Source organism: Faecalibacterium sp. An58, from assembly GCF_002161515.1.
Lineage (GTDB): Bacteria > Bacillota > Clostridia > Oscillospirales > Ruminococcaceae > Faecalibacterium > Faecalibacterium avium.
The window spans coordinates 1-13,834 of record NZ_NFHX01000003.1 but is presented as its reverse complement, the minus strand read 5'-3'; the positions used below and the strand labels follow the sequence as shown (position 1 = coordinate 13,834).

At 61.8% G+C, this 13,834-nt stretch carries 10 protein-coding genes, 1 tRNA gene and 1 riboswitch; of the genes, 4 read left to right on the top strand and 7 right to left on the bottom strand.

Annotation, left to right across the window (positions count from 1 at the left end):
• Window positions 1–51: 51 nt before the first annotated feature.
• From B5G12_RS03690 to B5G12_RS03665, 6 genes are all read right to left on the bottom strand, one after another.
• Window positions 52–591, bottom strand: coding sequence for a phosphoribosyltransferase family protein (locus B5G12_RS03690; RefSeq protein WP_087230867.1), 540 nt, complete (start codon window positions 589–591; stop codon window positions 52–54).
• A 33-nt stretch (window positions 592–624) separates the two neighbouring features.
• Window positions 625–966 carry a histidine triad nucleotide-binding protein gene (locus B5G12_RS03685; protein ID WP_087323898.1) on the bottom strand — a complete coding sequence of 114 codons (342 nt, stop codon included), beginning with the start codon at window positions 964–966 and terminating at the stop codon, window positions 625–627.
• A gap of 70 nt (window positions 967–1,036) precedes the next feature.
• Window positions 1,037–3,697, bottom strand: coding sequence for an alanine--tRNA ligase (gene alaS, locus B5G12_RS03680; RefSeq protein ID WP_087323896.1), 2,661 nt, complete (start codon window positions 3,695–3,697; stop codon window positions 1,037–1,039).
• 376 nt (window positions 3,698–4,073) lie between these two features.
• Complete coding sequence (locus tag B5G12_RS03675) at window positions 4,074–4,871, bottom strand: MBL fold metallo-hydrolase (protein WP_087230879.1); 798 nt, start codon at window positions 4,869–4,871, stop codon at window positions 4,074–4,076.
• 78 nt (window positions 4,872–4,949) lie between these two features.
• The gene (gene murA / locus B5G12_RS03670) at window positions 4,950–6,236 is read right to left on the bottom strand and encodes a UDP-N-acetylglucosamine 1-carboxyvinyltransferase (RefSeq protein ID WP_164474867.1); all 1,287 of its coding nucleotides are present in this window, start codon (window positions 6,234–6,236) and stop codon (window positions 4,950–4,952) included.
• 282 nt (window positions 6,237–6,518) lie between these two features.
• Entirely contained in the window at window positions 6,519–8,525 is a 2,007-nt protein-coding gene (locus B5G12_RS03665; protein ID WP_087323894.1) for a fructose-1,6-bisphosphatase, read from the bottom strand.
• A gap of 126 nt (window positions 8,526–8,651) precedes the next feature.
• Between B5G12_RS03665 and B5G12_RS03660 the strand changes: the two genes are divergently transcribed.
• From B5G12_RS03660 to B5G12_RS03645, 4 genes are all read left to right on the top strand, one after another.
• The gene (locus B5G12_RS03660; protein ID WP_087323892.1) at window positions 8,652–9,566 is read left to right on the top strand and encodes a radical SAM protein; all 915 of its coding nucleotides are present in this window, start codon (window positions 8,652–8,654) and stop codon (window positions 9,564–9,566) included.
• 216 nt (window positions 9,567–9,782) lie between these two features.
• Complete coding sequence (locus B5G12_RS03655; RefSeq protein ID WP_087323890.1) at window positions 9,783–10,871, top strand: sugar kinase; 1,089 nt, start codon at window positions 9,783–9,785, stop codon at window positions 10,869–10,871.
• Window positions 10,872–10,965: 94 nt separating this feature from the next.
• A riboswitch (TPP riboswitch) is annotated at window positions 10,966–11,067 on the top strand.
• An 82-nt stretch (window positions 11,068–11,149) separates the two neighbouring features.
• The gene (gene thiT, locus B5G12_RS03650; RefSeq protein ID WP_087323888.1) at window positions 11,150–11,722 is read left to right on the top strand and encodes an energy-coupled thiamine transporter ThiT; all 573 of its coding nucleotides are present in this window, start codon (window positions 11,150–11,152) and stop codon (window positions 11,720–11,722) included.
• 286 nt (window positions 11,723–12,008) lie between these two features.
• Window positions 12,009–12,084: transfer RNA gene (locus tag B5G12_RS03645), tRNA-Ala, on the top strand.
• Window positions 12,085–12,124: 40 nt separating this feature from the next.
• Here the strand turns inward: B5G12_RS03645 and B5G12_RS03640 are convergent.
• The gene (locus tag B5G12_RS03640) at window positions 12,125–13,753 is read right to left on the bottom strand and encodes a recombinase family protein (RefSeq protein ID WP_087323886.1); all 1,629 of its coding nucleotides are present in this window, start codon (window positions 13,751–13,753) and stop codon (window positions 12,125–12,127) included.
• Window positions 13,754–13,834: the final 81 nt, after the last annotated feature.

The window sequence follows — 13,834 nt, the reverse complement described above, 5'->3', positions numbered from 1 at the left end:
TGCGCCCCCAGCGCTCCCAGGAACAGGGCGCAGACCGGCCGCCTGACCCCATCAGTGGAAGAACAGGGGCAGCGGCTCCAGGAAGATGATGTCCTGGCGCTTGGCTGCGTCCCCTTCCGCCAGAACGGCGGCCTGGCCCACGATCTCGCAGTGGGTCTGCTCGGCCAGCGCATCCAGGGCTTTCAGGCTGCCGCCGGTGGAGATCACGTCGTCCACCACCAGCACCCGCTTGCCGTTCATCTCATCCAACTCTTTGCGGTCGATGACCAGCTTCTGCTTGCCGGCCGTGGTGATGGACTGATCCTCCACCACCACCGGGTCCTTCATATACAATTTGACATTCTTGCGGGCACAGACATAGGGCTTGCCGCTCTGCCGGCTCATCTCGTGGGCCAGGGGGATGCCCTTGGCCTCGGCGGTGAGCAGGATATCAAATTCGGGGCACTTTTTCAGCAGCTCCGCAGCGGCGGCCACCGTCAGCTCGGTGTCCCCCAGCATGATGAAAGCCGCAATGTCCATGTGGTCGTTCACCTTGCAGATGGTCAGCTCACGGGTCAGGCCCGCGACCTTCAGGGTATAGGTTTCTGCCATGATATCTCTCCTTACTTGTTGCAGCCTGCGCGCTCAGCCCGCAGGCCAGCCCATCTGGCGTTTTGCCATGACGTGGAAATGCAGGTGCTTGACGCTCTGGCCTGCATCCTCCCCCACATTGGACACGATGCGGTAGCCCCCATCGCAGCCCAGGCTGTCGCACAGCCGGGCGATGGTGGCGAAGATGTGGCCCAGCAGGGCCCCGTCCTCCTCGGTCAGGGCAGCAGCCGACGGGATGTGCTTTTTGGGGATGACCAGAAAGTGCACCGGCGCCTGGGGGTCGATGTCGTAAAAGGCCAGCAGCTGGTCGTCCTCGTACAGCTTGTTGGAGGGCACTTCCCCCGCGGCGATCTTACAGAACAGGCAATCTTCCATAGATGGGACAGCTCCTTTCGTATGGTTCTTTTTATCGGTCAGCGCGGCCCGGCAGGCCGCGGTCGGGCCATCAGTTCATCTGCTGGGCCACAACGCCTGCGGCGGCGTGGAGGGCCTCGTCGATCTTGTTGGGGTCCTTCAGGCCAGCCATGGCAAAATCAGGCTTGCCGCCGCCCTTGCCCCCGGCGATGGCAGACAGCTCCTTGACCAGGCTGCCCGCCTTGAGACCCTTCTCCTGCGCCAGCTTGTTGACAGCCACCGCCATCGAGATCTTGGCGCCGTCGCTGCCCACCAGCACGGCCACCACCGGCTTGACGGCCTTTTCGCGCAGGGTGTCGCACATCCCGCGCAGGGTGTCGCCGGTGGTGCCTGCAAAGTAGGCGGTGACGATCTTGACGCCGCCCACTTCCTCGGCAGCCTCGAACAGGCTCTGCACCCTGGAGGCGGCCACCTGGGCCTTCATGTTGTCCAGTTCCCGGTGCATGGCCTTGTTCTCCGCCATCACGGCCTCGGCGCGGGCCACCACGTCGGCCACGTTGTTGGCCTTGAGGGCGGCGGCGGTGCTGCGCAGCACCATCTCATTCGCGTTGGCGCGCATCAGCAGGTTTTTGCCGGTGACGGCCTCGATGCGGCGGATGCCTGCCGCCACCGAGGACTCGCTGATGATCTTGAAGCCGCCGATCTGGGCGGTATTCTGCACATGGGTGCCGCCGCAGAACTCGGTGGACCAGCCGCAGACGTCCACCACCCGGACGATCTCGCCGTACTTCTCGCCAAACAGGGCCATGGCGCCCATCTTCTTGGCCTCGTCCAGAGCCATGCTGCGGACATCCACCTGCATGGAGTCGTAGATCTTATCGTTGACGATCTTTTCCACCCGGGCCAGCTCCTCGGGGGTCACTGCGCTGAAGTGGGTAAAGTCGAACCGGGTGACATGGGCGTCCTGATAGGAACCGGCCTGGTGCACATGGTCGCCCAGCACCTCCCGCAGGGCAGCCTGCATCAGGTGGGTGGCGGTGTGGTTGCGGGCAATGGCCCAGCGGTATTCCTTGTCCACCTGAGCGGTCAGGGTGTCGCCCACCCGCACATAGCCGTTCTCCAGCACGCAGGTGTGGACGAAGTACCCCTTGGGAGTCTTTTTCACATCCAGCACCCGCAGCGCGCAGTTGTCGCCGGACAGCACGCCGTGGTCGGCCACCTGGCCGCCCATCTCGGCGTAGAAGGGGGTCTTGTCCAGCACCACCAGCACCCCTTCCTTGGCCTGGTCATCGGTGGAAATGCCGTCGGTGAGGGTCTCCTCATCGGACAGGGCCACCACCACGCCGGTATCGGTCAGGGTGTCGTAGCCGGTAAAGACGGTAGGGGCTGCGGTCAGCTCACCGAACAGGTCGGCGCTCCAGCCCGAAATATTCTTCTTGAGGCGCTCGGCGCGGGCGCGCTCTTTCTGCTTGGTCATCTCGGCGTGGAAGCCGTCCTCGTCCACCTGGATGCCCTGCTCGGCGGCGATCTCCCGGGTCAGGTCCAGGGGGAAGCCGAAGGTATCGTTCAGCTTGAAAGCGTCCAGGCCGCTGAGGATGTGCTGATGGGCCTTTTCCATGGCGTCGATCAGGCCGGTGAGGATGTTCATGCCGGCATCGATGGTGCGGGCAAAGTTGGCCTCCTCGGTGCCCACCACCTTCTTGATGTAGGCGGCGTGCTCCCGCAGCTCGGGATAGGCGCTCTCACTGGACTGGATCACCGTCTCCACCAGGTCCACCAGGAAGGGGCCCTGGATGCCCAGCAGGCGGCCATGGCGGGCGGCCCGGCGCAGCAGACGGCGCAGCACATAGCCCCGTCCCTCATTGGAGGGCAGGATGCCGTCCGACACCATAAAGGTGCAGCTGCGGATATGGTCGGTGATGACGCGGATGGACACGTCGGTCTTTTCGTTCTGCTTATAGGTCTTGCCGGCAATGTGCTCCACATGGTGCAGCACGCTCTGGACGGTGTCCACCTCAAACAGGTTGCCCACCCCCTGCATCACGCAGGCCAGACGCTCCAGGCCCATGCCGGTGTCGATGTTGGGCTTGGGCAGACGCTCATAGTGGCCCTTGCCGTCCGAATCGAACTGGCTGAACACCAGGTTCCAGATCTCCATATAGCGGTCGCAGTCGCAGCCGGGGCCGCAGGTGGGCTTGCCGCAGCCGTACTCGGGGCCGCGGTCGAAGTAGATCTCGGAGCAGGGGCCGCAGGGACCGGAGCCGTGCTCCCAGAAGTTGTCCTCCTTGCCCATCCGCACCATGTGGTCGGGGGCGATGCCCACCTTCTGGGTCCAGATGTCATAGGCCTCGTCGTCGTCCAGGTAGACCGAGATATACAGCTTGTCCTTGGGAATGGCCATCCACTCGTCGCTGGTCAAAAACTCCCAGGCCCAGGGGATCACCTCATCCTTGAAGTAGTCCTGGAACGAGAAGTTGCCCAGCATCTCAAAGAAGGTGCCATGGCGGGCGGTGATGCCCACCCGCTCGATGTCGGGGGTGCGGATGCACTTCTGGCAGGTGGTCACCCGGTGGCGGGGCGGCTCCTCCTGGCCCAGGAACCATTTCTTCATGGGGGCCATGCCGCTGTTGATCAAAAGCAGGCTGGGGTCATCCTTGGGCACCAGGGGGAAGCTGCCCAGGCGCAGGTGGCCCTTGCCCTCAAAAAAGCTGAGGTACTTCTCACGCAGTTCATTCAAACCGGTCCATTGCATATACGATTCTCTCCTTGTTCTAGATATGACACGGCAGCGGAGCGGAAACAAAAACAGCCCCCGCCCCGACCAGGGACGAAGGCTGCCGTGTAACTGCTCCGTGGTACCACCCAATTTGCGGCGGGCTGTGGCCCTGCCGCCTCTTTTTGCCGCAATAACGCTGCGCCGCGCCCGGCTTATCTCACCGGGAGCTCGAGGGTGGCATGGGGTGTGGTCAGACCGGAGGGCCTTGCAGCTGGAAAGCCCTCTCTCTGCGCGGCTGCGCCGCACCCCTGGCCCTGTCATAGCCAAGTAACCTTTTTTGATTCCGGCTGCGGCCCGCCGGGCCGCACCGATTAAATTATAGCATGTACGCGGCTTTTGTCAACCGTTTCGCTCAAAATTCCAGCGCGGGGCTGATCTCGCTGCGGCGCTGGGCCTGCACCACACAGTCTTTGCCGGGCACCACGCTCCCCGCCCCCAGGGTGGTAAAGACGGTTTGCAGCGCCAGGGCCGGCGTGTTGTTCTCCTGGGACAGGTGGCACAGGGCAAATTTCTCACACCCGCCCTGCACCAGCTCCAGCAGCTTCTCGCTGCACTCGTCGTTGGAGAGGTGGCCCCGGGGGCTCTCGATGCGGGCCCGCAGATAATACGGATACGGCCCGTTGCGCAGCATATAGGGATCGTAGTTGCTCTCCAGCGCCACCAGGTCGCACCCGGCCAGGGCCTGGTGCACCGGCTGGGTCAGGGTACCCAGGTCGGTGGCAATGGTCATCACTTTGCCGTCGGGGGTACAGATGCGGTAGCCCACGCAGGGCACATCGTGGCTGGTGGCAAAGGCACGCACGCCAAACCCGGCTACATCGGTCTCCTCCCCGGCTTTTTCGTCCATCACCCGCAGAGGGCAGGCCGCCGGGACGGTCCCCGAGGCCTCCAGCGCCTGCAGGGTAGCCTCGGCCCCATACACCGGCAAAGGATGCCGCTTGAGGAAGGTCGCCAGGCCCTTGATGTGGTCGCTGTGCTCATGGGTGACCAGGATGCCCCCGCAGCCGGCGGCGTCCAGACCCAGCTCCCGCAGGGCCCCGGTGGTCACCCGCACCCCTTTGCCCATATCCACCAGCAGATAGGCATCCTTGCAGCGCACCACGCTGCAGTTGCCCGACGATCCGGAATAAAGCGAGATAAATTCTGCCATCCAAAGGGGCCCTCCCCGCCCCACAGGAAAGGAGCCGCACCCCTGGGATGCAGCTCCCGCTGTCGTACATCGATCCGATCAGAGCGCCTGCTCCAGCGCGGCGGGCACCCGCTCCACCTTGCGGATATCGGCCCCCAGGCCCTGGAGCTTCTCCACGATGTTCTCGTAACCCCGCTCGATGTGGCTGATCTCCTCGATCTCGCTGGTGCCGTCGGCCATCAGGGCCGCCACCACCATGGCCGCGCCGGCCCGCAGGTCACTGGCCCGCAGGGGCGCGGGGATCAGGTGGTCCACCCCTTCGATGACCGCCACCTGGCCGTCCACCTGGATGTTGGCCCCCATCTTGCGCAGCTCGTCCACATAGCGGAAACGGTTGTCCCAGATGCCCTCGGTGATGGTGCTGGTCCCCTTGGCCACGCTCAGGAGCACCCCCATCAGGGGCTGCATATCGGTGGGGAAGCCCGGGTGGGGCATGGTGTTGATCTTGGTGGGCAGGATGGGCCCGGTGCGGCAGACGTGCACCGAGTCGTCAAACTCCTCCACCTCGGCGCCGCAGCGGCGCAGCTTGGCGGTGATGGGCTCCAGGTGTTTGGGGGTGACGTTCTTGATCAGCACGTCCCCGCCGGTGGCCACGGCGGCCACCATATAGCTGCCGGCCTCGATCTGGTCGGGGATGATGCTGTAGGTGCACCCATGCATCTGAGTGACCCCCCGCACCTTGATGACGTCGGTGCCTGCGCCCCGCACATCGGCGCCGCACATATTCAGGAAGTTGGCCAGGTCCACCACATGGGGTTCCTTGGCGCAGTTCTCCAGCACGGTCTGGCCCTCGGCCATGACGGCGGAGAGCATGGCGTTCATGGTGGCGCCCACGCTGACCTTGTCAAAGAAGATGCGGGCGCCCCGCAGTTTCTCCCTGGCCCGGACCGTGATCATGCCGTAATCCACGCTGTCCTGGGCGCCCAGGGCGCTGAACGCCTTGAGGTGCTGGTCGATGGGACGGGGACCCAGGTTGCATCCGCCGGGCATGGCCACCTGGGCCTTGCCGAAGCGGGACAGCAGCGCCCCCAAAAAGTAATAGCTGGCCCGCATCTGGCGGGACAGATCGTCCGGCACATTGGTACCCATCAGATGGGTGGTGTCGATCTCATAGGTGTTCTTGCGCAGCATGCGCACCTGAGCGCCCAGAGCGCTGAGGATGTTCAGACTCACCGACACGTCGCTGATATTGGGCAGATTCTCGATCACACAGACGCCGCCGGCCAGGATGGTGGCAGGCAGGATGCCCACTGCCGCATTTTTGGCGCCCGATATGGTGACTTCGCCCTGCAAAGGCTTGCCGCCTGTAATAACAAACTTCTCCAAAGTAATGATCTCCTTCATGGGTCCGCAGATTGCATAAACGTCCCACGCCGCTTTCCCTCCGGCCCGCCCCGCAGTTTTTGCACACAGGCAGGCGCATTTTGGGGACGGCAAACAGAGGCCGCCCCATTGCGGCTCACCTTATTATACACAACTCTCCGAAAAAAGCAAAGTTTCAGGCCGTGGGTTTGCCCTTATTTTCTGTTTTGCCCAGATTCTCCATATTCATTCTGCTTTTTTCTCCCTTTTTCACAGAATGTACAACACCGCCCCGGCCGCTGCGGCTCACCACACCCGGTCCTCGATGGCGGTCTCCTTGATCCAGCCCAGCTGGTAGGCGGCCACCAGCTGCTTGAGGTCGTGCACTTTTTCCCGCAGGACCTCCCCTTCATCCACGTCCTCCACCAGGACCCGGCGGTTTTCCTGCTCCAGGATATTTTCCCGCGAAACGATGTCGATATTCTCGGTGATGGCCTTTTCTGCGCTGATAAAGGGCTGATGGGTGCGCAGGGACATATCCCGGCTGGAGTAGGTCAGGGTATATCCCGCGATGCCAGTCTTGTCGTGGTAGGCCCGGCAGAACCCGCCGTCGATGACGATCAGCCGTCCGCCCCCCTTGATGGGGCTCTCACCGTTTTTCTCCTGGACCGGCACATGGCCGTTGATGATATGGCAGGAGCCCGGCAGCCCGAACTCCGCCAGGATGCGCCGGCAGACCGACTCCTCGTTGTACCAGGTATAGTAGGGGTCCTTCACCTCCACGTGGGCGGCGGGGTCGGCCACATACAGCCGCTCAAAGGTGGTCATGGCGCTGCGCCCAAACAGTGGGGACAGCTTGCCGCACCACAGATACCACAAAAAGTCCTGGCCGCTGCGCCGGGCCGGGCTGTCCTCGGGGGCATAATAGCCCAGCCGCGCCCGCTGGTCGCAGTAATCCATCAGGGCACGGCCCGCATACAGCCGCCCTTCAAACCGCTCGGCGGCAAAGTCTCCCGCCGCGGTCATGGGCACCGCCCCGTGATAGAGCAGGTTGCCGTTTTCGATGTGGTAGACGCTGCCCTTGGCGTAGAGGAACCGGACGTGCTGCTGGAGCCGGGCGCTCTGCCGGAAGGAGGCCACCAGCCGCTCCACCACCATCTGCTCGTCCTCGTTCAGGGCGGCGGGGTCGGCGGGGTCCACCGTGGGGAAACTGGTGTCCCGCAGCGGGTACTCCCGGCCGCCGATGTCCACCGTCCCCCTGTCCCAGTGGATCCGGCGCAGGAAGTCCCGCCCCTGCATCTGGAAATCGGGGTTGCGGTCGATGACCGCGCACTCCAACTTGAACAGGATGATGGAAATGGCCTTGTGCATGACGGCGCAGCGGTAGAGCATCCCCTCGGTGTAGGGGCCGCGGGCGGCGTCGGTGTGGGGCATCCAGATGGTCAGATCGTCCCGGCCGTAATACTGGTCGGCCATCCGCTGCAAATGCCGCAGATTGATGCCATAGCTGTCCTCGATCATGCCGTGGTTGTGGTAAGCAAGGGTGGTCTTGAGAACGGTGGCGCAGCAGATGGGGCTGCCGGCCGCCGCGCCCATCCACACCACATCGTGGTTGCCCCACTGGATGTCCACGCTGTGATGGCGCAGCAGCAGGTCCAGAATGATGTCGGGGCGGGGCCCCCGGTCGAACAGGTCCCCCACGATGTGCAGCTTATCCACCGCCAGCCGCTTGATCAGTTCACACAGCCGGGTGATGAACCGCTCGGCCCGCCCGTTCTCAATGATACTGCCCACGATCTGGCCATAGTAGAGGTCCTTGTCGTGGTCCTCGAAGTGGGCGTGGAGCAGCTCGTCCAGAATGTAGCCGCAGCTGGACGGCAGGCAGGAGCGCACATAGTTGCGGGTGTGCTTGGAGGACACCAGCCGGCAGATGTCGATGAGGCGGAACAGCGTCTGGCTGTACCAGTCCTCCAGCGCGGCCTCGGTGGGCTGTTTTGCCTTGAGCTGAGGCAGCTTTTCGGCCGGGTAGTAGATCAGGGTGGCCAGCTCGGCCCGGGTCTCGGGGGGCACTCCCTGGCCCAGCACCTGGTCCACCTTCTCCCGGATCACCCCCGAAGCCGAGTTGAGGATGTGGACAAAGGCTTCGTTCTCCCCATGCAGGTCGCTCATGAAATGTTCGGTGCCCTTGGGCAGCTTGAGCAGGGCCTGGGTGCTGATGATCTCGCTGGCCGCAGCCGCCTGGGACGGGTAATCCCGGGCCAGCAGCCGCAGATATTTCAGGTTGCGGCGGATCTCCTCGTGTTCAGTCTGCATCGCTTGTCCCTCCCTGTGCAGCGGTATACAAGTTTTTTCTGTATCAGTATAACACGGCGGGGGCAAAAAATGGTATACTGTTTGCGAAACACACCGGTAAATCTTTTGGAAGGGACTTTATGCAATATGTCTACATCATTCGTCATCCCCAGCCGCTGCTCCCTCTGCCCCCGGCGCTGCGGCGCTGACCGGGCCGCCGGGCGCACCGGCTATTGCGGCGCGGGGGGCGCCCTCAAGGTGGCCCGGGCCGCCCTGCATTTCTGGGAAGAGCCCTGCATCAGCGGCACCCGGGGCAGCGGCACCGTCTTTTTCTCGGGGTGTGCCCTCCAGTGCTGCTACTGCCAGAACTACCCCATCAGCGCCCAGTGTTTTGGCAAGGAGGTCACGGTGGAGCGGCTGGCCCAGATCTTTCTGGACCTGCAGGCCCAGGGGGCCCACAACATCAATCTGGTTACCCCGGGGCAGTGGCAGCCCTGGATCATCGCCGCCCTGACCCTGGCCCGGGACGCCGGGCTGGACCTGCCCATCGTCTGCAACACCGGCGGCTACGAGACGCCGGACAGCATCCGGCGCTGGCAGGGCTTCATCGACATCTGGCTGGCCGACCTGAAATACGTCTCTCCCGCCCTCTCGGCTGAGATGAGCGCCGCCCCCGACTACTTTGCGGTGGCAAAGCAGGCCATCGAGGCCATGATGGCCCAGACGGGCCGCCCGGTCTACGGCCCCGACGGGATGCTGCGCCGCGGGGTGATCCTGCGGCATCTGGCCCTGCCCGGCCACATCGACGACAGCTTCCGGGTGCTGGACCAGATGGCCGCCTGGAACGACGCCGACCCCGGGTGCCTGGTGCCCAGCATCATGAGCCAGTACACCCCCTTTTACAAGGCGGCAGAACACGGCATCGGCCGGCGGATCACCACCTACGAATACCGCCGGGTGGTCAACGATGCGGTGGACAAGGGCCTGACCAGCGGCTTTATGCAGCAGAAAAGCAGCGCCCGGGAAGAATATACCCCCGCCTTCGATCTGACCGGCGTGTGAACTTCTGCCCCTCTCTCCAAACCCGCGCAGCTGCGCCGGAAGTGCGCGTTTTCATCCAGATGCACAGCAAATTTGACGAAAATTTGGTATATTTTTCTCCTTTGTTTCAGCAAGACTGCTTGAAATCCGTTCCAAAAAGAAATATAATGGATACAACAATTACAATGCGGCAGTTTGGCTGCATCCACTCCCATGGGAAACTGAAGGAGGAACCTTATGGAACACTATAACCCCCTGCTGAGCAAAGATACCACCGCCCCCAAGTTCATCACCTGCGGCGAGATCATGCTGCGGCTGACCCCGCCCAACTACGAAAAGATCCGTATGACCTCCAGCTTTGAGGCCAGCTATGGCGGCAGCGAAGCCAACATCGCCCTGGCTCTGGCCAACCTCGGGGTGGACAGCACCTTTTTCAGCGTAGTGCCCAACAACAGCCTGGGCAAGAGCGCCGTGCGTATGCTGCGCTCCAACGACGTGCACTGCACTCCCATGATCCTGGCCACCCCCGAGGATGTGCCCACCCACCGTCTGGGCACCTATTATCTGGAGACGGGCTACGGCATCCGGGCCTCCAAGGTCACCTATGACCGCAAGCACAGCGCCATCACCGAGTACGATTTTTCCCGGGTGGACCTGGATGCTTTGCTGGACGGCTTTGACTGGCTGCATCTGAGCGGCATCACCCCGGCCCTGGCCCCCAACTGCCGTACCCTGACCATGGACCTGCTGAAAGTGGCCAAACAGAAGGGCCTGACCGTCAGCTTTGACGGCAACTTCCGCAGCAGCCTGTGGAGCTGGGAGGACGCCCGGGACTTCTGCACCGAGTGCCTGCCCTATGTGGACGTACTGCTGGGCATCGAGCCCTACCATCTGTGGAAGGACGAGAACGATCACAGCAAGGGCGACTGGAAGGACGGCGTACCCCTCCAGCCCAGCTACGAGCAGCAGGACGAGATCTTCCAGCGTTTCATTGAGCGCTATCCCAACATCAAGTGCATCGCCCGCCATGTGCGCTACGCCCACAGCGGCAGCGAGAACAGCCTGAAGGCTTTCATGTGGCTGGACGGCCATACCTTTGAGAGCAAGCTGTTCACCTTCAACATCCTGGACCGGGTGGGCGGCGGCGACGCCTTCGCCAGCGGCCTGATCTACGCCATGCTGCACCACTACAAGGCCATGGACATCATCAACTTTGCGGTGGCCAGCAGCGCCATCAAGCACACCATCCATGGCGACGCCAACATCACCGACGATGTGGGGACCATCCGCAACCTGATGAACATGAACTACGACATCAAGCGCTGACCTCGTACTTATCCCGCCCCCGGCTGGTAGCCGGGGGCTTTTTGTATCCCAAAAGTCTTGACATTTGCCCTGCTGCGCTTATACTGAAAGACGGACATGAAAACAGGGGCGCCGAAAGGCTGAGATCCGCACAGGCGGAGCACCCTTTAACCTGATCCGGGTAATGCCGGCGTAGGTAAGTTTGCGGAACGTCCGTTTTGTGAACACCCCGTGCGCCTGCTGAATGCCAGCGGGCGCATTTTGTTTTTGTGTACTATTTTTGAGGAGGGATCTTTCCCATGACCAAAACTTACTCCAAGACCCGCATCCTTGTGGAATGCGCCCTGATGATCGCAGCGGGCACCGTACTGTCCAACTTCAAGATCTATGAACTGCCCAACGGCGGCAGCGTCACCTTCCTGAGCATGCTGCCCTTCGTGCTGGTGTCCTTCCGGCATGGAGCCAAGTGGGGCCTGTTCACCGGCTTTGTAAACAGCCTGCTGCAGATGCTGCTGGGCTTCTATGCACCGCCGGTGCCCAGCTTCCTGTATTTCCTGGGCGAGGTGCTGCTGGACTATGTGCTGGCTTTTATGGCGCTGGGCCTGGCCGATCTGTTTGCCCGCCCCTTCAGGAACCGCGCCGTTGGTATCGCGGTGGGAACCTTTGCGGTGGGCTTTTTGCGGTTCATCTGCAGCTTCTTGTCCGGCGTGCTGGTGTGGGGCAACCTGAACGAGGGCCTGGCCGCCTGGACTTACAGCCTGGGCTACAACGCCAGCTACATGCTCCCTGAGACCCTGCTGACCATGGCAGGCGCCCTGCTGATCTACAAGGCCGCGCCCCAGCTGTTCGCGCCGCAGGAGCGCAAAGGCTGAGCGCAGAAAACAACGCATTGCCGCCAGGCTTCAACGCCCGGCGGCTTTTTTGCAGAAAAAGTCAAAAACAGGCTTGACATTCTCCCCGCCCTTTGCTATAATAACTGACGTCGCCGGTCAAACACCACCGCGGCGGCCCACAAAACGGAACATCTGGGGGTATAGCTCAGCTGGGAGCCCGGTTGAAATGGTTACATACCCCTCGGGTTCTTCACTTTCCAAAATGTTGCTCAGGTGAGCAACACGCTTTACAATCGAATAAGAAATACCCAGAGCACCCTAACATGGGGGTATAGCTCAGCTGGGAGAGCGCTTGAATGGCATTCAAGAGGTCAGCGGTTCGATCCCGCTTATCTCCACCAAAATCAGGTGCCCTGGGTATTCTTAGATATACGACCTGCCTTATTGCAAGGCAGGTCTTTTTGTTTGCTCTGCAACCGCTTCAAAATCCAGGCCCCGGCAGAACTGCTCAAAGTCGATGGTAAATTCGATGTGCAGCTTGTAGCCGCGGTAAACGTCTACCCTGCGGATGAGAGAGCTGACGATCATCTTTTTCGCCTCGATGCTGGCGGTGTCGTACAGCTCCGACCACGAGATGATCTCGTCGTATTGAGCGTTCAGGCTGGCCAGTACGTTTTTTCCTTCATCGTAGGCAGTCTGTGCCGCCTCCATGCTCTCCTGCAGTTCCCGGCACTTGGTTTCAGCCTCTGTCACCATTGCGCCCAGCAGATTTTTGGGGAAGGAACTCTCTCCGCGCAGGGCTTTGATCACCTCTACTTTCAACATATCCAGTTCATGGGCTGCTTTTGTATAGTCAGCCCGGACGCTCTGGAGCAGGCATTTCCGTTCCTCCATCTTTTCCTGATAGCGAAGATTGACGATGTCGCTCTTGGGGATAGCCTTCATCCGCTCAAAGATGCGGCGCACCAGCTTGTCGATAATGCCGTCCAGGATGTGAGCGGTATAACCGGTCTGACCGTTGCAGTCGGTCTGCTTGCGGGTCTTGCCATAGCAGATGTACCGCACCCGCTTGACCACCCGGTGTGGGTCTTCCTTGCAGGGATACGACTTCCCGTTGGTGGTCAGGGCCAGCCGTGCGCCGCAGTGGCCACAGTACACGTTCCCAGACAGAAGGGACTTTCCCCTTGTGTTCATGGGGACATGGCGTTCCTGCACGGCGCTGCCAGCACGGGCGGCGCGGATGCGCTGGGCCGCCTCGAACAGCTCCGGTTCAATGATCTGCAGATGGGGCAGTTCCTGGGAGCGGCTCTCGCCGCACCGCAGGACGCCCGTATAGGTCAGATTGCAGACGATGCCGCGGATGGTGGCGTGGTGCCACATCTTCCCTGTTCTGGCTCGGTAGCCCTGCCGGTTCAGGTAAGTGGCGATCCGCTGCGCGCCGTAGCCCTCGTGGACGTACTTTTCAAAGATGGTCCGCACCACGGCGGCCTCGCTCTCATTGACCACCAAGTCGTAAAGCTCGTGTTTGCGCTTGTTGAAGCGCCCGCTTTTGACCAGATCATAGCCATAGGGGGCAAGCCCGCCCTTGAACCCGCCCGCCTCAACGAGCTGTCCCAGAGCGGTCCTGGTGCGGATGGAAGTCTTTTCGCTCTCCCCATCGGCCTGCCAGAAACGGATGTAGTTGGTGAGCTTGTCGGTGTGACTGTCAAAACGCTGCTGCCCTTCCTGGGTGCTCCACACTTCGATGCCCTGCTTGACGAACCATTCCACCACAAAGGGGGTCTCGTCGGCGATGCGCCCGATGCGGTCGAACATGAACACCAGCAGGATGTCGAACTTTTTCTGTCTGGCCAGCCCCTTGATAATTTGCAATTTGTCCCGGTTTTCTGCCCGGATCTTATGCCCGGAAACGCCTTCCTCCTGCTCCTCATGGACAATGGTCCAGCCCATTTTGTCACAGAAGGCGTGGCAGGCTTTCCGCTGCATGGGGATGTCGGCCTGGTTCTTGTCGTTGTGGTCCACCTGTTTGTCAGTGGAAACGCGATACAATGTGCAAACTCGGTTTTTCATATCCGTTCATCCTTTCCAGAATCCAGCAGGTAGAGAAAGCACAATTCTCAACGCTGTCTATTCAAATCTCAAGGTGCGCGG